Annotated in this window: 14 protein-coding genes; 4 read left to right on the top strand and 10 right to left on the bottom strand. The window is 61.5% G+C overall.

Annotated features, from left to right (window positions below):
* The first annotated feature begins 2 nt into the window (after positions 1–2).
* On the top strand, positions 3–1442 hold the full coding sequence (locus tag GOQ28_RS08695) for an amidase (RefSeq protein ID WP_160356166.1): 1440 nt from the start codon (positions 3–5) through the stop codon (positions 1440–1442).
* On the opposite strand, the gene GOQ28_RS08700 is transcribed toward GOQ28_RS08695, so the two are convergent.
* Together GOQ28_RS08700 and GOQ28_RS08705 are read right to left on the bottom strand one after the other, a co-directional pair.
* The gene (locus GOQ28_RS08700) at positions 1427–1663 is read right to left on the bottom strand and encodes a putative hemolysin (RefSeq protein ID WP_160356167.1); all 237 of its coding nucleotides are present in this window, start codon (positions 1661–1663) and stop codon (positions 1427–1429) included. The two genes, GOQ28_RS08695 and GOQ28_RS08700, sit on opposite strands and share 16 nt — an antisense overlap.
* 76 nt (positions 1664–1739) lie before the next feature.
* A complete protein-coding gene (locus GOQ28_RS08705) occupies positions 1740–2645 on the bottom strand; it encodes a LysR family transcriptional regulator (RefSeq protein WP_160350803.1) in 906 nt (301 codons plus the stop codon).
* Positions 2646–2747: 102 nt separating this feature from the next.
* On the opposite strand from GOQ28_RS08705, the gene GOQ28_RS08710 reads away from it, so the two are divergent.
* A complete protein-coding gene (locus GOQ28_RS08710) occupies positions 2748–3575 on the top strand; it encodes a DODA-type extradiol aromatic ring-opening family dioxygenase (protein ID WP_160350804.1) in 828 nt (275 codons plus the stop codon).
* 67 nt (positions 3576–3642) lie between these two features.
* Positions 3643–4785 carry an FUSC family protein gene (locus GOQ28_RS08715; RefSeq protein WP_160356168.1) on the top strand — a complete coding sequence of 381 codons (1143 nt, stop codon included), beginning with the start codon at positions 3643–3645 and terminating at the stop codon, positions 4783–4785.
* 67 nt (positions 4786–4852) lie between these two features.
* On the opposite strand, the gene GOQ28_RS08720 is transcribed toward GOQ28_RS08715, so the two are convergent.
* The 6 genes from GOQ28_RS08720 to GOQ28_RS08745 all read right to left on the bottom strand — a co-directional run bounded on the left by GOQ28_RS08720 (position 4853) and on the right by GOQ28_RS08745 (position 12324).
* The gene (locus GOQ28_RS08720) at positions 4853–5107 is read right to left on the bottom strand and encodes a hypothetical protein (protein ID WP_160350806.1); all 255 of its coding nucleotides are present in this window, start codon (positions 5105–5107) and stop codon (positions 4853–4855) included.
* A gap of 114 nt (positions 5108–5221) precedes the next feature.
* Positions 5222–5809 (bottom strand): flavin reductase family protein, encoded by a 588-nt coding sequence (locus tag GOQ28_RS08725; protein ID WP_160356190.1) that lies wholly within the window; start codon positions 5807–5809, stop codon positions 5222–5224.
* Between the two features lie 232 nt (positions 5810–6041).
* Positions 6042–8513 (bottom strand): penicillin acylase family protein, encoded by a 2472-nt coding sequence (locus GOQ28_RS08730; protein WP_160356169.1) that lies wholly within the window; start codon positions 8511–8513, stop codon positions 6042–6044.
* 89 nt (positions 8514–8602) lie between these two features.
* Complete coding sequence (locus GOQ28_RS08735) at positions 8603–10816, bottom strand: xanthine dehydrogenase family protein molybdopterin-binding subunit (RefSeq protein WP_160356170.1); 2214 nt, start codon at positions 10814–10816, stop codon at positions 8603–8605.
* Positions 10817–10829: 13 nt separating this feature from the next.
* Complete coding sequence (locus GOQ28_RS08740) at positions 10830–11819, bottom strand: FAD binding domain-containing protein (RefSeq protein ID WP_160356171.1); 990 nt, start codon at positions 11817–11819, stop codon at positions 10830–10832.
* Positions 11812–12324 carry a (2Fe-2S)-binding protein gene (locus tag GOQ28_RS08745; RefSeq protein ID WP_160356172.1) on the bottom strand — a complete coding sequence of 171 codons (513 nt, stop codon included), beginning with the start codon at positions 12322–12324 and terminating at the stop codon, positions 11812–11814. The genes GOQ28_RS08740 and GOQ28_RS08745 overlap by 8 nt, the downstream gene beginning before the upstream one ends.
* A 176-nt stretch (positions 12325–12500) precedes the next feature.
* On the opposite strand from GOQ28_RS08745, the gene GOQ28_RS08750 reads away from it, so the two are divergent.
* Positions 12501–13778 (top strand): O-acetylhomoserine aminocarboxypropyltransferase/cysteine synthase family protein, encoded by a 1278-nt coding sequence (locus GOQ28_RS08750; protein WP_160356173.1) that lies wholly within the window; start codon positions 12501–12503, stop codon positions 13776–13778.
* A 113-nt stretch (positions 13779–13891) separates the two neighbouring features.
* Here the strand turns inward: GOQ28_RS08750 and GOQ28_RS08755 are convergent, their stop codons facing one another.
* Both GOQ28_RS08755 and GOQ28_RS18720 read right to left on the bottom strand, forming a co-directional pair.
* The gene (locus GOQ28_RS08755) at positions 13892–14329 is read right to left on the bottom strand and encodes a GNAT family N-acetyltransferase (RefSeq protein WP_160356174.1); all 438 of its coding nucleotides are present in this window, start codon (positions 14327–14329) and stop codon (positions 13892–13894) included.
* A 50-nt stretch (positions 14330–14379) separates the two neighbouring features.
* Entirely contained in the window at positions 14380–21264 is a 6885-nt protein-coding gene (locus tag GOQ28_RS18720; RefSeq protein WP_160356175.1) for an autotransporter outer membrane beta-barrel domain-containing protein, read from the bottom strand.
* Between the last annotated feature and the right edge of the window lie 335 nt (positions 21265–21599).

The raw sequence follows: 21599 nt of genomic DNA on the forward strand, positions 1-21599 counted from the left end.
ACATGACGATATCCACCACGAACGATTCGATCTGCGCGATGACCGCCGCGCAATTAGCTCGCGCCATCCAGCGTAAATCGCTATCCCCCGTCGAAATCGTCAGCGCTGCGCTCGAGCGGGCGCATCGGCTGCAACCCGAGTTCAACTGCTTCATCACGATCTGTGGCGAACGCGCCATGCAGCAGGCGCGTCACGCCGAAGCCGATGTGATGTCGGGCCGCGAGCTGGGGCCGCTGCATGGCATCCCGTTCACGGTCAAGGATCTGGTGAACACCGCCGATGTCCGCACGACGTTCGGCACGTTGGCCTACAAAGACAACATTCCCGATCATGACGCGGTCAGTGTGGCGCGGCTGCGTGCGGCCGGGGCGATCTTGATCGGTAAGACGACCACGCCTGAATTCGGTTGCCAGTCACTGACGCGCAGTCCGCTATTCGGTCAGACCCGTAACGCCTGGAGTGCCGAGCGCACAAGCGGCGGCTCCAGTGGCGGCGCAGCCGTGGCGACCGCGCAAATGATCGCGCCGTTGGCCGTGGCATCCGATGGCGGCGGTTCGACCCGTATTCCAGCAGCGTGCAATGGCGTTGTCGGACTAAAACAAAGCCTGGGTGTAATTCCGCATAGCCAGGCCCAGGATGTGTACGGCAACCAGACTTACGTGACGCCCACGACACGCACGGTGGAAGACACCGCGATGATGTTGCAGGTCATGGCCGGTGAAGACCCCATCGATCCGTGGTCCATCGGGGTGAACCAACCCGACTATGTCGACGCGGTACGCACGGCGGACGACTTGAAAGGCAAACGCGTGCTGTATTGCGCCGTGCCGCCAGGACGCCCGATTGCCGCCGATGTCCAACGCGCCTTCGACGCGGCATTACAGCGCCTGCAAGCGCTGGGCGCGCAGCTTGAATCCTTTGACGCCACGGCCTTTAATATCGAGCCCGTCTGGCGCACGGTGAATCACACGGTGTGGCGAACACGGTTCATCGATATGGTGACGCGCGAGCCCGCACTATTTAGCGAGACATTCCGCCGTCAGGTGGAATCGGCGCAGGCGTTTAGCAGCGTGGACTATCAGCGAGCCATGTTCGCGCGATCGGCGCTGTTTCATCACGTGCAAGGCCTGTTGCAACGTGCGGATTTTCTGGTCACGCCCACGCTTTCGCGCACCGCGCTGCCGATAGATCAGGATCTGTTTCAGCCTATCGACATCGATGGTAAACCGTACGAGGATTTGCGGGCGAATTGGTTTCCGTGGACGATGGTGTTCAACATGACCGGACACCCGGCGATCAGCGTGCCCTGCGGCACGGCGAGCGACGGTTTGCCGGTTGGCCTGCAACTGGTCGGTCGATTCCGTCAGGATGCCGAACTGTTGCGCGCTGCGGCTGCGTTCGAGCGCGCAAGCCCGTGCGAGCGGCGTTATTTCTGCGGATGATCGCGGCGATAAAGAGCCCACTCTTCCATTTGTGTACCGTCGGGTAGCGTGCAGATGCCAACTTGGCCGGCCGGTCGATTCTCGATGGACAGCTTGCCGCCCTGCTCAGCACAGTACACCGACGCGGGGTTGGCCATCCCGACTGACGCTGGCGCTTGTTTGTCGCCCGTCGTACATCCCCCAAGCAGCAAAAGGCTTGCCGCGATACCCAGCCGTTTCATCACGAGCTCCAATCCAGTATTTAAAGCCGCAGTTTACTGGTCTCTCTGCCTCTGACATAGCATCGCCTGCCCGCCGTCAACGGCTCGTGCCATGCGTGAAAATCTCCACCAGATAATCGATCATGGCGCGCACTTTCACGGGTGCGCGGCGATCGTGCGGAAAGAGAACATACAGACCACCCAGATCCAACGGCGGTTGATCGAGATCGAGCGGCACCAGCTTGCCCTCGGCCAGTGCATCCGCGACGATGAAATCAGGCTGATAGATAATGCCCAGCCCGCCGATCGCGGCGGCCAGCAGTGCGTCGCCGTTGTTTGCAACCAGCGTGCCCTTTACCGGCACACGTAGCTCGCCCTGCCGCCCAAAAGACCAAGTGCCACGTCCTTGCGCGGACGACAAGGTATAGCTCAGACAGTTGTGCCCCGACAAATCGCTGGCGCGCTTGGGCGTGCCATGCCGTGCCAGGTACTCCGGCGCAGCGCACACGCGCATCGGACAATCGCCGAGCCGCCGCGCCTTCAATGAACTGTCGGCCAGATGACCAATACGAATAGCCAGGTCCCAACCACCTTCGCGCAGATCCTGTTGCGCATCGCTCAAACCCAGTTCCACTTCGACCTGGGGATAGCGCTGACTAAACGCCGGCAGACGCGGCGCGATGAACCGCAAGCCGAAGGACAGCGGCACATTCATGCGTAACTTGCCAACGGCCTCGGTGCGCTGAGCAGAGACGCCGAGCTCGGCCTCCTCCAGCGCCTGGACAATGTGCCGGCACGTTTCGAGATAGTCGACCCCCACGTCGGTCAGCGTCAGCCGGCGGGTGCTGCGGTGCATGAGCCTGACGCCGAGACGTGCCTCCAGCGCATCCAGATGCTTGGTCGCCATCGCGGGCGACATTGCCAGAGCGCGAGCGGCTGCAGACAGACTGCCCTGCTCGGCAGCGTGGATAAATACCCGCATGCTGGTGAATCGGTCGAGCATCAGTTAACACCAAGGATTGGAAGTCTTGTTCCGAAAAGGCATATTCCTTCTTCGAAAGGGTAAATATATAGTGATATCACATTAACCGATCAGCGATTCATCATGACCACCCCGACCCTTGCGCCCGGGCGCACCGCGCAACCCACACTGTTCATCCCGCATGGCGCCGGGCCCTGCTTCTTCATGGACTGGAACCCTCCCAATACGTGGGACCGTATGGCCGCGTATTTGCGGGGAATTGCCGCTACGCTGCCCGCGCGCCCCAGCGCGATTGTGTTGGTATCAGGACACTGGCGCACCAAGGATTTCAGCGTGACGGCCGGGGCGCACCCCGACCTGATTTACGACTACTCCGGTTTCCCCCCGTCCACCTACGAGCTGCAGTATCCCGCTGCGGGATCGCCTGCACTGGCGGAGCGCATCGCGGTACTCCTGTCGGCAGCCGGCTTGGAGGCTGAGCAAAATGCCGAACGCGGCTTTGACCACGGCATGTTCATACCGCTGAAGCTGATGTTCCCAAATGCGGATATCCCCGTTGTGCAACTGTCGCTGCGTCGCGATCTGGACCCTGCCGCGCACATTCGCGCGGGTGAAGCACTGGCTACGCTGCGCGACGAAGGCGTATTGATCGTGGGCAGCGGCATGAGTTTTCATAACATGCGCGGCTATGGCGACCCGCGATATACGGGCCCGTCGCAAGCTTTCGATGCGTGGCTGACGCAAGCGGTGCAGGCCGAGCCGGAACAGCGTACCCGCGCATTGTGCGATTGGAGCCAGGCGCCCCACGCCTACCATTGCCATCCCGCCGGGCAGGAAGAACATCTGATGCCGCTGATGGTGGTCGCAGGCGCTGCGGGGACAGACCGCGGATCCAAGGTGTATTCTGAAGTGGTTCTAGAAACACAGCTATCGGCCTTTCGGTTCGGCTAACACTTTGACGCGGCGTCTGTGCCCGCGTGCGTTTAGCACGGTCGTTGTCAGGTCGATCATCGATTCCATGCAATATAAACCACCGATATCGACTCCCTCTGCACCGTCGCGACGCGACGCGGCGCGACAACTGCTGCATGCCTCCCGCATCGCCGAAAGCGTGCGTCTTGGCAAGCAAGCCTCGCTGCGCAACTCGGCCCTGGCCGGCCTGCAGGCCGCGATCGCCGCGGGCATTGCGTTGGCGGCGTTTCAGCTTTCGCCCTGGTCGCATTTGATGGGCTTTGCGTCGTTAGGGGCGCTGGTCGCCTTGTTCGGGCGATTTGCCCCTACGCGCAGCCGCATTGCGATCGTGCTGCAATGCGCGTGTTGGCAAACCGTGGCCGTCGCGGCAATGTCGGCGACAGCATGGGCGGGCTGGTCGCACAGCGCGCAATTAATGTTGCTGGCAGTGAGTTGCGGCGCCTATCTCTTTATCTGTTTCAAAGGCAAGTTCGGCGCGCCGGGCCCGTTGATTTTCATATTTGCGGTAGGCGCGTCGATGACTGACACGCTGACGCTCGAACAGGTCGCACAGCGTACCGCGGCGACCGCTATTGCCGGGGCGTTTGCATGGCTCGTGTGCATACTGAGCGAGCGGCTGCGCCATACGCCCAATGACCGCCCTGGCCTGCCAGTGGAACCCGATGTGCCCATGAGTCATCTGTGGCGTATGACGCTGCGCATGGCATTGGCGGCGCTGGCAGTGGTGTTCATCGCGGACCATCTGGGGCTGCAATTTCCCGCGTGGGCGGCTATGGGCACGGTGGCCGTCATGCAAGGCAGACATCTGCACATCAGCATGCACCGCGCGCTGCAACGGATGGTGGGCACCGTGTTCGGCGCGCTGATCGCGTGGCTCTTGCTCGAGCAGGATCCTTCGATCTGGATTCTGATCGCAGCGCTGATGATGTTTCAGTTCTGCACGGAAGTCGTCATCGGATTTAACTATGGGCTGGCTCAGGCGCTGGTGACGCCGATGGCCTTATTGATGACCCACTTGGCCGCACCAAACGCCGCGATCACGACGCTCGCGCCAGAGCGTGTCGTGGATACGATGCTGGGCGCGATCATTGGGATGGTGGTGGCGCTGGCGCTATCAAGCATCGAAGACCGGCAAACGCTCGCGCTGCACCATCAAAGCGTGATGCCGCCGGATCGTCCGCGGCGGTAAGCGGCCATAAAAAAGGCGGCTTGCCGAATTAGCAGGCCACCTTTCGATCACCGTGTCCCGATCGATGTCAGGAACGCAGGCGCCCGCATAAGTACGCTACCGCGGCGACCACCGCCAGACTGGCGATCGGATTGGCTCGCACCATGTCCTTGGCGCAGACCAACGCGTTCTCGACAATATCTTGCCCGTCGCTCAGCGCTTCCTCGGCTTTCGCGCGGGTGGAGGCGGCTTTTTGAGACACGGTGCTCACGACCTCTTTGGCCCTGGCCGCGCCCTCGTCGATCAACTCTTCAGCTTTCTTTCCTGCATCGGGTGTCGTCATGAAATACTCCTGAGTGGGGTTGAAACGATAGTTTGATCATACCCGAGGTCGTGCGGAATGGCTGACTCCGAGAATCCGCAAGAAGTAACATTCGTGAGCGATTCTGCACTGCGGCTAGGACAGGTCTTTCTGGACAGGGAGCGCCTCGCCGATGGCGTAATAGTGCCCGCCGGCCACGTAGTGCAGGCTGCGTAGCGAGGAATCCGCCGATTCGAAAGCCCAGTGGCCGTCACGAAACACCCGGGTATCCGACCAGGCGCCCACGATCTCCCCGATGAATAAATCGTAGACCTGCTGGTTGTGCGGCTCCGGGATCAGCTTGCATTCAAGCCAAGCGGCACACCCTTGCACAAACGGCATATCACGCCCGTCGATATCGAACAGGCTTATCCCGCAATGTTGCAGCTTGGTGGGATCAGAAATCAGACTACGCGAGCCCACCGCACTGGTTGCAGACAATAAGGCCACCGTGGGAATCTGAATGACGAAACGACCGCTTTGCTCGATCAATGGCCGCGTGGCGGTGGCCTTGTCGATCACCACGGTTAACTTCGGAGGATCGAAATCCAGCGCGCACGCCCATGCCGCCGCCATCACGTTGGATACGCCCTCATGCGACGCCGACACCAGCACCGTGGGGCCATGATTGAGCAGCCGATGCGATTTAGGCAGAGGAACCGGAGAGAGATGGGACTGTTGCATCGTGACGTTAACTTGTTGGGAAAACGCGATGATAATCGGGTCGCCGCACGCAGGCATGAACGGCCGCCTTTGCATGATGGATCTAGAGACCAACGAAAAACGCGCCGCCTGGGCGACGCGTCGAGGTGAACACCAGCCTCCGGGCGCATCTGAGTGCGCCGATGCCGAGAGATGACAGCTCTCGACACCGGTTTGCCACGGCACGCGCGCGAGGGCGAGGCCCTACACACGCTTATTGCCGGGCCGCGCCAGGGCGTAGCACGAGGCTATCTCCCAACTCGCTCTCGACCTTTTCGCGGCTATAGGCCATCGGCACGTACTTGCCAGTTGCCCAGCCTTCCAAGAGATTCTGGTAGTACGGACTACGCGGGTCGGCTGATTGGCCCGGGGTATTTTGAATACGCGAATTATCCCAATTGCCCACGTCGATCACCTGACGGTAGGACGCGCCGCTGATCTGACGGAAATCCGACTTGCGGAACGTTGCGCGGTGAACGGTGTCATTGTCGCCGCTGACCGCGTAACGTGGCGTGCTCCAGGCCTTGGCCGTGTCCGGCGGCAGCATCTTTGCCAAGCTATGCTCGAACTGAATATGGTGCAGACGGCCCCATTCCCACTTGCTCGAGTCGTTGCCCAACATCGCGGTCAGCTTCTGCATACCGTCGCCCAACGCAGCCAACAACAGGGCATCGCGACCTTGTTCGGGGCGCGGACCAAAGGCCGCATCCGGCGTGGCGAGCTTCTCCAACACCTTGATGGTCTTCAGTTCCCCATAGGCCTTGTGCCCTTGCGCGGGCACGTATAGCTCGGTGACACGCTTGACCACCTCCGGCAGCCAGAACTCATACACGGTAGCGGCCTCGGAATCGACCTCGGTGCGTGCGTCCCAGTCTTTCAGCAGACGCAACCCCTCGCCCACCAACGGGTCGGTGGAGTTGAGCGATTTGGCATAGCCCGTGAGCGTGCGCGCGGGGATGGAGAGGTTATCGAACTGCAGCTTTTGCGAGGTCTCGAGGTCCAGGCCTTGCGCATCGGCCAGAACTTCGCGGATACGCTGCACGCGATACGGTTCGGCCCAGGTGCGGTTCGAAATATCCTTGTAGGGATAGTCGGCCGGCAGGTTGTATTCATTGGCCGTGGCGATATAGCCTTCCGGTGGATTGAATGCCTTGGGCAGCGCTTTGGGATCGAGGAATCCGCTCCATTCGAATTCGCCATTACCCGGCACCGGCAGCATTCCCGACCAGTCCGCGCGTGGACGAATCGGGGCTATGCTGCCACCGAACCAGCCGATGTTGCCGTCCACATCGGCATAGACCATGTTCTCGCTAGGCGTGTAGTGGCGTTCCATGCCGGCGACGAATTCATCCCAGTTCTGGGCTTGATTCAAGCGCAGGCTGGCGAGATAAGCCGCAGTCCCCGGATACTCGAGATAGGCAGCGCGTAGCGCATACGCTTTATGAGTTGCGGCATCCTCATGGATCACCGGACCGTGACGGGTGAACTTCAATTGACGCGTGACGGGTTGCTGACCGCGCACGTCGATGGTTTCGTTAAGTGTACGCATATCCTCCCAGCCGCCGCGATAGCGATACTGGTTGGGATTGGCGGGATTGGTTTCGTAAACGTAGAGGTCTTCTTCGTCCGCGAACGCGAAAATCGTCAAGCCGAACGCGATGCGTTCATTGTGCCCCATCGATACGCCGGGCAGCGCGGGCTCGCCAGCGCCGATCACATTCCAACCGGGAGCATTCAAATGGACCATGTAGCGCAATGAGGGCATGGCGATGGATCGATGGGGATCGCCCGCCAGGATAGGCCGTCCAGACGCGGTGCGCTGCCCGGAGATCGTCCAGTTATTGCTTTCATATCGCGGGGCCATGGCATCGAAATCCGGATCCAGCGATGCCATCAGATTCGCGGACAGTGTATTGGCCAGGATTTCGCGTTCTTCCGCAGCCAAGGGGCTGCGCGGGAAATCCGATGCCTCGAACTTCTGCCCATCGCGGGCGAGCTTGTAGTTTGCCAGTACGGCGTCGCTGATCTGGGCCACGTTCAAACCGGCGGGCACTTGCAACGCAATGGGCGGCTCATAGACCCCAAGCGCCTGCACATTGTTCACACCCAGCGCCGCGATTTGCTGAGCCAGCTTCACCTCCGCGGTCAGGTTCCGGGTCAGGCCGTAGAGACGGATCAACGAAGTTTCGGGGCTCCAGTAGCCGGGCTCGGTGCCTGTGAGCTTGAACTCTGGCGGCATTTGATCGGGGTTGGCTTTCACCCAATCGACATAGGCGTTGATCCCTTGCGCGAACGCGGTCAGGATCGCCTGACCGTCGGGGTGATAACTGGCGAACTCGGTCTGCAAGTCACCACGATACAAAAACAGTCGCGCTGCACGGTCCTGTTCGATAAAGCGCGGGCCGAACTGCTCGGCCATCTTGCCTTCACCTTGACGGCGCCAGAGGTCGAGCTGCCACAGCCGGTCGCGTGCCGCGCTGAATCCTTGCGCAAAGAAGAGATCGTTTTGATTCTGCGCATAGATATGCGAGACACCGTATTTATCTCGCAGTATTTCGACTGGCTGCGACAACCCCGGCATATCAAGGGTGGCTTGTTTGTCGCCTCCCGTGGAGGCGCAGCCTCCCAACAGCGCCACCAGTCCACATGCCAGCCATGTAGAGACCTTTTTATTCAACCTACGCATTGCCCCTCTCCCAGTAGTTGCCGAACTTCCCTCTCCCGGCAAACGTGACGACAAAACAGGCTATCGAGATATAACGGTCGAATGACACTCTACGCCTGGACTGCGGCCCCTATCAAGTCTTCGATCTTCACGGGCAAGTCTCTGACGCGTACGCCCGTTGCGTGATAGACGGCGTTCATCACGGCGGCGGCAAACCCGGCCAGGCCAATTTCGCCGATACCGCGCGCGCCCACCTCGTTCCAGACGACATCGGGGTAGTCGAGAAATGACACGTCGATCTGCGGTGCGTCGGCATGCGTGGCGACCAGGTAATCCGCGAGGTTGCTGTTTACGGGCGCGCCGGAGCGATGGTCGTAATGGGTTTGCTCAAGCATCGCCATGCCTATGCCCATGATGATCGCGCCTTCGATCTGGTTACGGCCAGTGCGCGGATTCAGGATTCGACCGCCATCAATGACGGTGACCACCCGCTTGACGCGTAGGCGTGCCGTCGCGGCATGCCAAGCGACTTCGACGAAGTGAGCCCCGTATGAGGCGATGGAGTATTTTTTCTTCGCGTCCGCGCCGGTATCGGCCTGCCCCTCGCCCGCGACACTGACTACGCCGGCATCCGTCAATATCTCTGCCACAGGGACGCCGGGGTCGTTCTGATCGTGCTTTAGCGCGAGACGTCCGTCACGCATGACCAGATCGTCAGCAGATTTCCCTGCGTACGGTGCGTCCTTTTTAGTGGCCAGTTTGATGGCGGCCCGCACGGCTTTACGGGTGGCGGACAGCGCTGCCGGCACAATAGACGCGGTGGCCGCGGAACCGCCGGACACGGGGCCGGGTGGCAGTCGCGTATCGCCCAGCCCCACTTCAATACGATCAAGGGGGATGCCGGTCTCGGCACTGAGTAGCTGGGCAAGGATGGTGTATGTGCCCGTGCCGATATCCTGTGTGGCGCAGAGTATTCGCGCCGTGCCGTCAGCGTGTAACGTCACGCGGACTTCGCTAGGCATGCGCATCGCAGGCCACGTACAGGCCGCCATGCCCCGGCCCAGTACTTCGTCGCCCTGACGCATCGTGCCGACTTCGGCCTGGCGACGGTGCCAGCCGAAACGCTCAGCGCCTTGCTCCAGACATTCGCGCAGATGCCGCGAAGAGAAAGGCAAATTCTTGCCTTCGTCATGATCGGGCTCGTTTTTAAGCCGCAGCTCGATGGGGTCCATCTTCAACGCCCAGGCTAGCTCGTCCATCGCGGATTCGAGCGCATACATGCCGGGCACGGCGCCCGGCCCGCGCATGGAGGTGGGCGCACCGACGTGGCGCCTCGGCATGCCCCAACACACCGACAAGTTAGGCGTGCTGTACATGCGCGGCGTGGGCTCGCCACAACCCTCGCGATAATCGTCGCGTATCGACGCCTGGCTCAGGTAATGGTGCTGTATCGACACCAAGCGCCCATCCTGCGTAGCGCCCAAGCGCAGATGCTGGCGCGTATAGGGACGATGGCCCGCGCTGTGAAAAGTCATGGCCCGGCTGATGACGACTTTGACGGGTAGGCCGAGCATGCGGGCCGCCACGGCTGCCAGCAGTGAATGCGGCCACGGCCAGAGCTTGCCGCCAAATCCCGAGCCCAAATAATGCGAGATCACGCGCACGTTTTCGATGCCCATACCGAGCATCTGGGCGATCACGTCACGCTGGTTGACCACGCCTTGCGTGGCATCATAGAGCGTGAGGGTATCGTCATCGTAATGCGCGACACACGCATGCAACTCGATGGAGTTATGCGTTTCGACGGGCGTTGAGTACACCGCATCTATACGTACGGCTGCCTGCGCAAAGGCGCTTTGCGCATCGCCTCGCGTGCTTTCCGTGTTGGGGGTGTCTTCGTCTGCGGGTGGCGAGACATCGGGTGATTGCGCGTCATAGGTCACTTGGACCGCATTCGCCGCTGCCTGCGCCTGCTCGTAGGTATCTGCCACGACAAAGGCGACATACTGTCCGTAGTATCGAACCTGATCGTCATCCAGTGGCGGGCGCCTTTCGTCAATCGAGCCGCTGGCGGCACGGTACAGCGGTGGGCGGTTGCCATGATGCAGCACCACGCGCACGCCCGGCATGGACTCCGCGCGAGCGGTGTTTATCGACACCACGCGTCCGTGCGCGATGGTGGCGCATACCGGCATGCCATATACCATCCCGGGCAAATTAAAGTCCGCTGTGTAGCGCGCTGCCCCGCTTACCTTGACGGGGCCGTCGATGCGGGCATAAGGACTTCCAATCGCCTCCGGATTGGCCAGTTGAGCTTGAGCCATGATGCGCTTCCTCTTATTGCGGTGGCAGGGCGGTGGACAGGGTATGCACGAGACAGCGCCGCGCCAGCTCGATCTTGAAGCCGTTCTCGCGATAGGGGATGGCGTCTTGCAAAGCGGCCTGCGCGGCCTGCTCGTAAAGCGACCGCGTGGGGACTTGATGCAACAACACTTGTTCGGCCTGCGGGCTATGCCATGGGCGCGTCCCGACCCCACCCAGGGCAATGCCGGCCTTCGCGATACGGCCATCGTGGACTTGCAGCACGACGGCGGCCGAGGCCAACGCGAATTCGTAAGAAGCCCGATCGCGCAGTTTGATGTAGCAGCTATGCGTGCCCTCGCCCAGCGGTGTCAAGCCGACATAGGTGATCATCTCGCCGGGCTCCAGCACCGTTTCCCGATGAGGGGTGTCGCCCGGCAACAAATAGAACTCCCGAATCGGGATGGCGCGCTCTCCGGCCCGATGCTGCACATGCACCGTGGCGTCCAACGCCATCAGCGCAACGTTCATGTCAGAAGGATTACTGGCGATGCAATGTTCGCTGGTACCCAATACCGCCAAATTGCGATGGTGCCCCTCAATCGCATCACAACCCGTGCCAGGCTCGCGTTTATTGCAGCGCGCCGCACGATCGCGGAAATACACACAGCGAGTGCGCTGCAGCAAATTGCCACCGGTCGTCGCCATATTGCGTAGTTGAGGCGAAGCGCCGGATAGCAGCGCTTGGGATAGCACCGGATACCTATCGGCAATATGCGCATCATTCGCCAGGTCCGCGTTGCGCACGAGCGCACCAATCAACGTTCGGCCATCGGGCAGTTGCTCGACCCGGTCCAGGCCTAAGCCATTGATATCGACAACATGCGAAGGCGTCTCGACATCGAGTTTCATTAGATCAATGAGCGTCGTTCCACCCGCTAAAAAACGTATCTGGTGCGCGTGCTCCTGCGCCAAGCGCAGCGCGGCATCGAGATCGTGAGCACGCGTGTATTCAAAACTATGCATGGCTTTTCCCTTTGGTACGCACGTCTTGAATCGCGGCCACAATGTTCGAGTAGGCACCGCAGCGGCAGATATTGCCGCTCATCATTTCGCGGATGTCTGCATCGCTATCGCCACACGGTTCTTGGAGCAAAGCGGCCGCGGACATGATCTGCCCGGCCGTACAGTAGCCGCATTGATAGCCGTCGTGCTCGACAAAAGCGGCTTGCAAAGGGTGCAGCGACTCTGGGCCACCCAGGCCCTCAATGGTGGTGATCTTCTGCCCTTGCACCGAGATGGCCAATACCAAGCAGGCATTGACGCGGCGGTCATCCACGTGCACCGTACAGGCACCGCACTGACCGTGATCACAGCCTTTTTTGGTGCCCGTCAGGGTTAGCTTTTCGCGCAAGGTGTCTAGAAGCGTGGCGCGTGGATCCACCGTCAATGTCCGAGCCTCGCCATTGACGTGGAGCGTGATCGGAATGTTTTGTTCGGAGACTGATGTGGGGGAAACGAGTACCGACATGAGGGAGCTCCGGCTGGCTAGAGTTGACTGGCAGCCGGCAGCAAGTTGCGTTCCTACATTATCGATAGCACCCGACAGGTTCCCCTGCACGCGGTGGTGGACGATAATAGACCGAGGAATCGCAGGCGAATCGCGCCTTCGGCATCCTGCTAATGACAACCTGACTTTTTATAAATATGAGAATAGAGACACTTGCCGTCCATGCCGGTTACAGCCCCGATCCCACGACCAAGGCCGTGGCGGTCCCCATCTATCAGACAGTCGCCTATGCGTTTGACAACGCTCAGCACGGCGCGGATCTGTTCGATCTGAAGGTCCCGGGCAACATCTATACGCGCATCATGAACCCCACGACCGACGTGCTGGAAAAGCGCGTCGCGGCGCTGGAGGGCGGTATCGCGGCGCTAGCCGTGGCGTCTGGCATGGCCGCCATCACGGCCGCGATTCAGACCTTGGCCGAAGCTGGCGACAATATCGTCAGCGCCAGCACCTTGTATGGCGGCACGTACAACCTGTTCGCTCACACCTTTCCCCAGCAAGGGATCGAAGTACGCTTTGCCGACCCCCGCGATCCGGCGAGCTTTGGCGCGTTGATCGACGACAAGACCAAAGCCGTATTCATCGAGTCCATCGGGAACCCGCTAGGCAACGTCACCGACATCCGTGCGCTAGCCGATGTGGCCCACGCGCATGGCGTGCCCCTGATCGTGGATAACACGGTGCCTTCGCCCTATCTGCTGCGCCCGTTCGAACACGGCGCCGATATCGTGGTGCATTCGCTCACGAAGTATCTGGGCGGACACGGCACCAGCGTAGGCGGGGCGATTGTCGATAGTGGCAAATTTCCCTGGGCCGAACACAAGGAACGGTTCAAGCGACTCAATGAGCCAGATGTCAGCTACCACGGCGTGGTCTACACCGAAGCCCTTGGTCCAGCCGCCTACATCGGCCGTGCGCGTGTCGTCCCGCTACGCAATATGGGCGCCGCGATCTCGCCGGAGAACGCCTTTCAGATCTTGCAAGGCATCGAGACGCTGGCGCTGCGCATGGACCGTATTTGCGACAACGCCCAGAAAATCGCCGAAGCCCTGCAAAAACATCCCAAGGTGGAATGGGTCCGCTATGCCGGGCTGAAGGATCATCCGGATCACGCTATCGTCCAAAAGCAGTCTGGCGGGCGCGCATCGGGCATTCTGTCGTTTAGCCTGAAAGGTGATGGCGGCCGTGAAGCCGGCGCGCGATTCCTGGATGCGCTCCAACTGTTCACGCGTCTGGTCAACATCGGCGACGCAAAATCACTGGCCACGCACCCGGCGTCGACCACGCACCGTCAGCTGAATGCGCAGGAGCTCGCCAAAGCGGGGGTCACAGAAGGCATGGTGCGCCTGTCCATCGGCATCGAGCATATTGATGATCTGATGGAAGATTTGGAGCAGGCGCTCAGCCAAGTCTGATCGTGATGAATCAGGACCTCGCCGTCGAGAGGTCTGGCTAGCGGTTGATTGACATCAACCGCTAGCACCTTCGTAGATGACGCCGGGTCCTGGCTACGCAAAACCCCTCGTTTTCAGGGCGCTTTGCGATACTGCACAAAGCCCGGACGATCCGCGATGCGGTCGTATAACTGCATCGCGGTATGGTTGCTCTCGTGCGTCAGCCAATACACCCGAGGCGATTGCTTCTCCCGCGCCTGGGCGTACACATGCTCGATCAACGCCCTGCCATGGCCCGTACCCCGCAGCTCCGGATCGACGAACAGATCTTGCAGATAGCAGTAATCGCCCTCGGTCCAGCAGGATCGATGGAATATCCAATGCACCATCCCGACAGCGCGACCCTCGTGAAACGCCAAGGCAGCGTGCATGGGTTCATCAGGGTTTAGAAAACGATTCCAGGTCTTGGCGGTGACGTGTTCCGGGATTTCAACGTTGTAAAACGTCTGGTATCCCTTCCAAAGCGGCAGCCAAGCTTCGAAATCGTGCTCGGTGATCGGGCGAATATCCATAGTGGTTTAAGCGTCAACAAAAGTTATACGTACGCGCATCATACTAAAGCCTAGAAGCGCATTCCCAACAGCATCTGCACCGAACGATCGTTATAGCGATCGCCCAAGCGTTGCCGCCATGCCGCGCGCAGCACCATGCCTTCCTGGGTCTCAATATCCATGCCGATGCGATACTCACCAAACACCGATGGCAGCGCTTGCGACAGGCGGAAACTATCGCCGGTGTGGTCGACCTTCAGTCGAGCGTGCGTGGACCAGTCGTTATCCGGCATCCAGTTGACGCCCACGCTCATGTAGGGACGTAGCGACAAGCCAGCGGTTTCGATACGCCCCCCAAATTCGACCGAGGGACTGATCATGGCACGCACATCACTTGCGCCATCGAATGCCAAGTTAAACGCGCCACCGCCCTTTTCCGAGTATGAAGGCACCCGCTGATAGATCACATCGACATCCATCGAGGGCTTGACGTAGTAGTCGCCCATCTGATGTGTGTAGGCACCTTGCAAGCGCAGCGCGGCGAAGTAGCTATTCCAATCGGAATGCGGCTGCACGATTCCATCGACCGTGCGGATCGCGCGCTGCGTATCGTAGGAACCGCGCCCCGCGCTCACCGCAGCCGCGTATGACCAAGGACCGTGGATCTTCCGCAGGAACGCCACACCACTGATGTTGTGTCCCGAGGTCTTTAACGGCGTATCAATCGCCTTACCGTTGACATCCTCATACGAGACGCCACCGCCAGCCACCCAGCCATTGCCCAAGGGGCGTTGACCACCGAACATATAACGGACCGAACGATAGTCAAAGCCGGAATCATGGTGACGCGATCCGCGGTTGAGCCAATTGCCCTGAATGTCGCCCCAGAAACACGCCTGCTCTTGCGCATCGGCCTGGGTGTTATCGACCGATGGACAAGCCATCGAGCGATTCAGGAACATACGATTGGCCAAAGGCACGATCGCGACGGGCGCTTGAATGGCATCGTTAGCAATTTGATCCAGGACATCCGCATAGGCCTGGGTATCTCGGGCCTCGGCGACCGTGTCAAAGACAGGTGCGTACTCGGCACCAGGCGGTGTGGCGCCGTCGCTGCGCGCAGCGGAACCAGAAGGTTGTGACGCTAACGCGGTTTCGGCCGTTGTCCATTTACGGCCCAGATAGCGAGCCACCTCGACCTGCTCCTCCGACAGCTCGGCGGCATTGCGCGTGAAATCCGCACTGATGCCCACCAACAGCGTATTGCCCTCTCTGATGAGCGGATACTCGAAAACCTCGGACTTCTCGACAGTAAAACCATCTGCCAACGTGAGGCTCTTGCGCGCGTCGAAGACCTGCACAGGCTCACTCGGCATACGGTTACGGCCCCCCACGTTGAGTGTGCCATCCAGATACGCGGTACCCCCGACGGTCAAGACATCTGCCTTGCTCAGCCTGAAGTCGACCTTGGGTTCGAAAGTACCTGTGGCCTCTTGCCTGAAGTCGCCTCTGACAAAAGTCGTCGCCAGGTCTCTGTTGCCGCCGACCTGCAGCAAACCGTGGTTCGTCAGCAACCCCGGCGCGATCGTATACATATCGCCCATGCTCAACGCCATGGTTTCGCCGGTCTTGATAATGCCGTAGTTGTTGACCACACCAGGCAGATCCTGATTAAGAAGCACTGACCCCTGCAGCGTGCCGTAGTTGTCAATCTGGGTGGTCTGCTCGTAGGTCGTCGATCGCACGGCGACGCGAGACAACGCGCGCACTGTCGCGCCAGTGCCGATAGTGATGCGGTTGTCTTTGCCGCCCGACAGCTCGATCCCCGCGGCTTTACCCGATCCGCCCAACACGAAGCCATTGTCTTTGACGTTGATCGTGATCGAATCGGCCTGCGACCCGAGACTCTGTGCAAAGATGGCCGACGAGTTCGCGCCCATGGCCTGAATCGTACCGCCCACATCCACGGTGATCGGTCCACCACTGCCCGTACCCTCATGGCCGGCGCGGCCTGCCAGGTCATCAACCAGCCCACCGCCGCCGCCAATGCTTTGCACAAAAACGCCGGGTGCACCGGCGCCGCTCGTGTTGATCAAGCCGTCAACGCGCACGTTCACCGCCGCGCCATTACCAACACCCGCGTTTTTACTGGTGAGCGTGGCCCATTGGGGGCCCTGCGTGGTCACGCCATTCCAGCCGGTGTAGACATACCCGCCTCCGCCGCCGATGCTCTGCGCCAGGATGCCGTACGCGCCGTCACCCAAGGTGGTGATGCTGCCCGTTCTGTCCATCCCGATGTCAATCTTGTTGGCATCACCATTACCTGCGGTCTTGGCATTGAACGTGGTCTGGGGCGACGAATCTCGCACACCAAAGATCCGGGTCACACCGCCGCCACCGCCTATGCTCTGCGCCAGGATCCCGTGCGCGGCATTGCCCGCTGTCTGGAGCGCGCCATGCTGACTGATGCGAACCTCGCCCGCCGCCCCGGTTCCGCCGCCGAGTTCCAACTTGGCCCGTTTGATGCCCTCCTGATAAACGGCGTGCGTCATCCCGCCGCCACCGCCCAGGCTCTGTGCCAAGACGCCGACACCGCCCTCGCCGAGGGTCACGACGTTTGAGCCAGCCGCATTGGTCGCTTGTACCAGGCCGCCGGGGCCGCTGGATCTCGACGCACCCGACAATGCCAGGGTCGCGAAATCGATTTTGACTTTCGTGTCGTAGTCCTTGATGGTCGTGCCGACGCTGGTGCTACCGCCCACGCCGCCACCGCCTCCCACGCTTTGTAGCCGCACGGCGTCGCCGAACTTTCCCGTGGCTTGAATCTGGCCACCCGCATCCTGCGTCCAGGTCACATTGCCGCCGCGACCGGCGGCTCCGCCGCTGCCGCCAACCGCCAGCGAGAGTTGATGAACCGGCGTGATGGCAAGACGGGACGTGGTGTAGGACGCCGTGGCCGCGCCACCCGTGCCGCCCCCGCCGCCAATACTTTGCACAACGGCGCCAGCGTGGGTATCGCCCTGAGCCAGAATCGTGCCGCTGTTGGTGACCTTGACCTCGCCACCATCGCCTCCGGTGCCGCCGCTACCGCCAATGGTCGTGGCGAGCGACCAGCCTTGCGGTGGGCCCTTCCATTCAATTATGGCATCTACGCTATCGGCCGAGACGCCTGCGCTGACCAACCCCGCGGCGCCACCGCCACCCCCAATGCTTTGCGCCACCAATGCGTCACCATTGGCAGTCTGGATAGTGCCGCTATGGGCGATTGTGACTTTGCCGCCATGCCCGGCCGTGCCACCAGCCCCGCCCAACGCCAAACCGAGACTCAGCTTGGCTGCGCCCTCACCCGCTTCGCTGGAACTGGCAATTCCCCCGCCGCCGCCGATACTTTGAACAAGCAGGCCAGTGCTCTCGCGACCCAGCGTTTGTATCGTGCCGTGCTGGTTGACGGTCACATCGCCCGCTTCGCCCCCTTTTCCTCCCTTTCCACCCAATGACAGGGCTAAGGAAAGATCACCACCGGGCGCGGAAGCGGAACTGGTGCCGCTACGGCCACCGCCGCCGCCAATACTTTGGACGATCATGCCCACGCTTTGCCTTCCGTGCGTGACGACTGTACCGGCATTGGTGGCCGTGACAGCGGCTCCGACGCCACCTTCGCCGCCGTCACCGCCCAAGGAAATGGAGAGCGCCCCTTTATAGCTAGGTTTCGCTGGCTCGGGCGAAGGCTCGGGGTCCGGCATGGGATAGGGAGGCGGTGCGGGCCAGGGCGGGAAATCCTTATCGCCCAACGAGGACCCGGCGCCCCCGCCACCACCCACGCTTTGCACCAGGACACCATCGCTGGCAATTCCCGAGGTTACGATGGTGCCACTGGCAGCCTGCGTCAATGATACGGTTCCCGCGTTGCCCCCGTCGCCGCCCTTGCGACCGATCACGATGGCCACTCTGCCGTTGTCAGCACGGGTGTCACCGTGCGTCAATCCACCAGCCCCGCCGCCGCCGCCAATGCTTTGAGCAATCAGACCAATGGCGCCATTGCCGGCCGTGGCTATATCGCCCGAATGCCTGACCTCCACCGCACCGCCATCGCCGCCGCTACCGCCTTTGCCGCCGATAGACAGCACGCCCGCAAAACTGGTCGCGCCGTAGGCGACTGCACGCGAGGCGGCACCGCCGCCGAGACCGCCGCCTCCGCCGATGCTTTGGGCCAGCAAGCCCGTGGCGTGCTCACCCTGCGTCTGGATCACGCTCTGGTTGTCGACCTTGACTTCGCCGCCCGAGCCGCCGTTACCTCCACTGCGGCCAATAGAGATCGCCAGCGACACGTCATACCCGGTGGAAGCGGAAAAACTGAATGCGCGGGCCGTGCCTGCGGTGCCGCCTCCGCCGCCGATACTTTGTGCAATCAGCCCGCGTGCCCCATCACCCGCCGTGCGGATTTGCTCCAGATTCGTCGCTTGGACCGCGCCACCGGCGCCGCCATTACCGCCGGCACCGCCCACGGCAATGGCGGCGCTACCGGAATATTTCGGCGAGACCGACATGGCGATCGCCGCGCCAGCCCCGCCAGCGCCGCCGCCCCCACCGATGCTCTGCAGTAACGCACCATGCGCGTCATCGCCACGGGTCGAGATGCTGGCGCGGTTAGTCAACCTCACGGAATCGCCGTTCCCGGAAGCGCCACCCGAACCTCCAACACTAACGCTGAAAATGGTAACGCCAGCCCCGGTCGAGTTACCGCCAATACCGCCACCGCCGCCCACCGACTGGGCGAGCAATCCAACTGCTCCCTTGCCTTGTGTGTCGATGACGCCGTCGGTGTCCAAGGAGACCGTCCCGGCATTTCCCGCCGCAGCGCCGTCGCCGCCCAGCGATTGCAGATAGAGATGCAAGCCCAACGTTGTCGCCGTGCCGGCGTCACCGCCGCCGCCGCCAATGCTTTGCGCGACGACGCCCATGGCGTCATCGCCCTTAGTGATGATTGCGCTGGACTTGTCCAAGGCGAGGTTGATGCGACCACCACTGCCCGCTACGCCGCCTTTACCGCCTACACCTATGGTCGCACCTATGCCCACGGCGAGGGAACTCGCGCCCGCGCCACCCCCGCCGCCGATACTTTGTGCGTGGATTCCGTAGCCGAGTTCTCCGTGCGTCGTGATGGTGGCCGAGTTATAGACGTTGACCGACGCGCCGTCGCCACTGGACTTACCATCGCCACCAATGGCCACCATGCCGGTCACGCTGCCGCCGTTACCGCCGCCACCGCCGATGCTCTGTACCAGCATGCCTTTGGCGGCTTTACCCTCGACCGTGACATTGCCCAGGTTGGATACTTGGACGTCCCATCCGTGCGCACCCGGACTATTGGCCTGCGGGTCTCCGCCCAGCATGGCCTGGCCCGCGGCCGTCTGCTGGCCACCTGCCCCACCGACACTCTGCGCGAACAGGCCGTGGCTGCCCTCGCCTTTCGTGTGGATGGTGCCAAAATTCCTGAGCTCCACCGTACCGCTGCGGCTATTCGCCCCGCCATGTCCGCCTACCGACCAAAATCCCAGGCCGGACCCGCCATCGCCCGCCGCGCCGCCAAGGCTCGCAGCGTACAAGCCGTGGGCGTCTCTGCCAGTCGTCTGGATATTGGCTTCGCTGATCAGGCTGACCTTCCCCCCATTGCCGCCGGAGCTGCCATCGGCACCCGGGGAATAAATTATCCCACCCTTACCGCCATTACTGCCGCCACCACCCCGGCTCACAGCTTGCACGCCGGTGGCTTCCTCGCCCCATGTCGTGATCGACGCGCGGCTGCCTAACCAGACCGATACATCGCCGCCGTCACCGCCGGACCCTGCCATCCCGCCCCGTGCCAGAGCGGACCCACCGCCCCAAAACCCCGAACCGCCATTGCTTTCGGCCAAGACCCCGGTGGATGCAGCGCCGGCGGTTTCGATCCTGACGCCATCCAAGTTCGCCCGGACATTGCCCCCGTTGCCCCCGGAGCCTCCGTCCGCGCCGTTAAGCCAGCTTGTGCCGCCGACACTGCCACCGGCGCCCCCCGCGCTGCGCGCGACTAAACCCGAAGCGGCGTAACCCATCGTCGAAATCTCGCTGACCGTGCCGCCTGATTGCGCGGTCAAATCTGCCAGTACATCGCCACCGTTACCGCCCGTGCCTCCATGGCTTTTGGTGGTCTGAATAATTCCGCCAGCGACCGTCCCGCCTGCGCCGCCTTCGGAACGCAATGTGATGGCGGCTCCTGACGACTCCACCCGACCGCTAAATTGCGCCTGCACCCGGTTGGCGTTGCCGCCATTACTCCCAGACCAGCGAATGCCGACGGCTTCATAGCCACTATTGCCTTCGCCGCCGCGGCTCAACGCCAAAATGCCAGCGGTTTTCGAGGCCTGCCCCTCGACGACTGCGTCCTTGGCATTGAGCGTAATGGCGCCTGCCGCCCCCCCGCCTGCGCCGCCCTTGCGGCGCGAACCGGCGTCGCCGCCCGACGACACCAGCTCCGCCGCATAGCCAAATGCGGTGTTGTTGGCAATGCGCCCTTGCAACGAGAGGTTTACTGCACCGCCTGCCCCACCGACTGAGCCGGCAGTGTCAGCCACGGTACCGTTATGCCCGTTGCCGCCATGACCGCCTTCGGAACGCATGACGATGGCGCCTGCCGCGCCGGACACCTGCCGGTCGACCGAAGCAGCCTGGGAATAACTGACGTCTTTCGCATTTCCGCCTGCCGTGGAACCGCGGAAGGTTGAAGCGTTGCGCCCATCGGAACCCGCATTGCGGATGTATTCCGCCTTGTCGGTTTGCTGCGCGTGGGCAGCCAACGGCAGCAGCCACAGGGCCGCCACAGAGGCTTTCACGCGGAAGGGAACTTTGGGGCTGACGTGCCCGGTTTGCGGCGCAGCGCGCCAGGAAGGAACAACAGAACTGCTCTTGGGCGGGGGCAAAGACGTCTCCGTAAACAGAAAACGGAATCCCGTCACATGCCACTGCGTACTCGTGATAACTATGCAGCTAAAACTAAGGTCTGCAGCAATCTATGCAACTAGAGATTTCCAACATGTTTCCTGCATTATGTAGGAGAAGAATGCTATTTGAAATAAAAATATGCAAAGCAAGTTTACGAACCGCTTGCCCTTATTCCAACGCATGGATCGCCTGAAGGTGGCCGCCAGAAGCGAGGCTCTACATCATAAACGGGGGACGACCAGCATTCATTAGACTTGTTTTTGCGAAGAACCTGTCTAAAGGAAACAATGCTGATGTCCCCAATCGATTCTAT

It is taken from the genome of Bordetella sp. 02P26C-1 (assembly GCF_009763255.1).
Lineage (GTDB): Bacteria > Pseudomonadota > Gammaproteobacteria > Burkholderiales > Burkholderiaceae_B > Bordetella_A.

Bases quoted from the DNA above. Each gene is read 5' to 3' on its own strand.
- GOQ28_RS08695 (WP_160356166.1), top strand. From the start codon at position 3: ATGACGATATCCACCACGAACGATTCGATCTGCGCGATGACCGCCGCG.
- GOQ28_RS08700 (WP_160356167.1), bottom strand. From the start codon at position 1,663: ATGAAACGGCTGGGTATCGCGGCAAGCCTTTTGCTGCTTGGGGGATGT.
- GOQ28_RS08705 (WP_160350803.1), bottom strand. From the start codon at position 2,645: ATGCTCGACCGATTCACCAGCATGCGGGTATTTATCCACGCTGCCGAG.
- GOQ28_RS08710 (WP_160350804.1), top strand. From the start codon at position 2,748: ATGACCACCCCGACCCTTGCGCCCGGGCGCACCGCGCAACCCACACTG.
- GOQ28_RS08715 (WP_160356168.1), top strand. From the start codon at position 3,643: ATGCAATATAAACCACCGATATCGACTCCCTCTGCACCGTCGCGACGC.
- GOQ28_RS08720 (WP_160350806.1), bottom strand. From the start codon at position 5,107: ATGACGACACCCGATGCAGGAAAGAAAGCTGAAGAGTTGATCGACGAG.
- GOQ28_RS08725 (WP_160356190.1), bottom strand. From the start codon at position 5,809: ATGCAACAGTCCCATCTCTCTCCGGTTCCTCTGCCTAAATCGCATCGG.
- GOQ28_RS08730 (WP_160356169.1), bottom strand. From the start codon at position 8,513: ATGCGTAGGTTGAATAAAAAGGTCTCTACATGGCTGGCATGTGGACTG.
- GOQ28_RS08735 (WP_160356170.1), bottom strand. From the start codon at position 10,816: ATGGCTCAAGCTCAACTGGCCAATCCGGAGGCGATTGGAAGTCCTTAT.
- GOQ28_RS08740 (WP_160356171.1), bottom strand. From the start codon at position 11,819: ATGCATAGTTTTGAATACACGCGTGCTCACGATCTCGATGCCGCGCTG.
- GOQ28_RS08745 (WP_160356172.1), bottom strand. From the start codon at position 12,324: ATGTCGGTACTCGTTTCCCCCACATCAGTCTCCGAACAAAACATTCCG.
- GOQ28_RS08750 (WP_160356173.1), top strand. From the start codon at position 12,501: ATGAGAATAGAGACACTTGCCGTCCATGCCGGTTACAGCCCCGATCCC.
- GOQ28_RS08755 (WP_160356174.1), bottom strand. From the start codon at position 14,329: ATGGATATTCGCCCGATCACCGAGCACGATTTCGAAGCTTGGCTGCCG.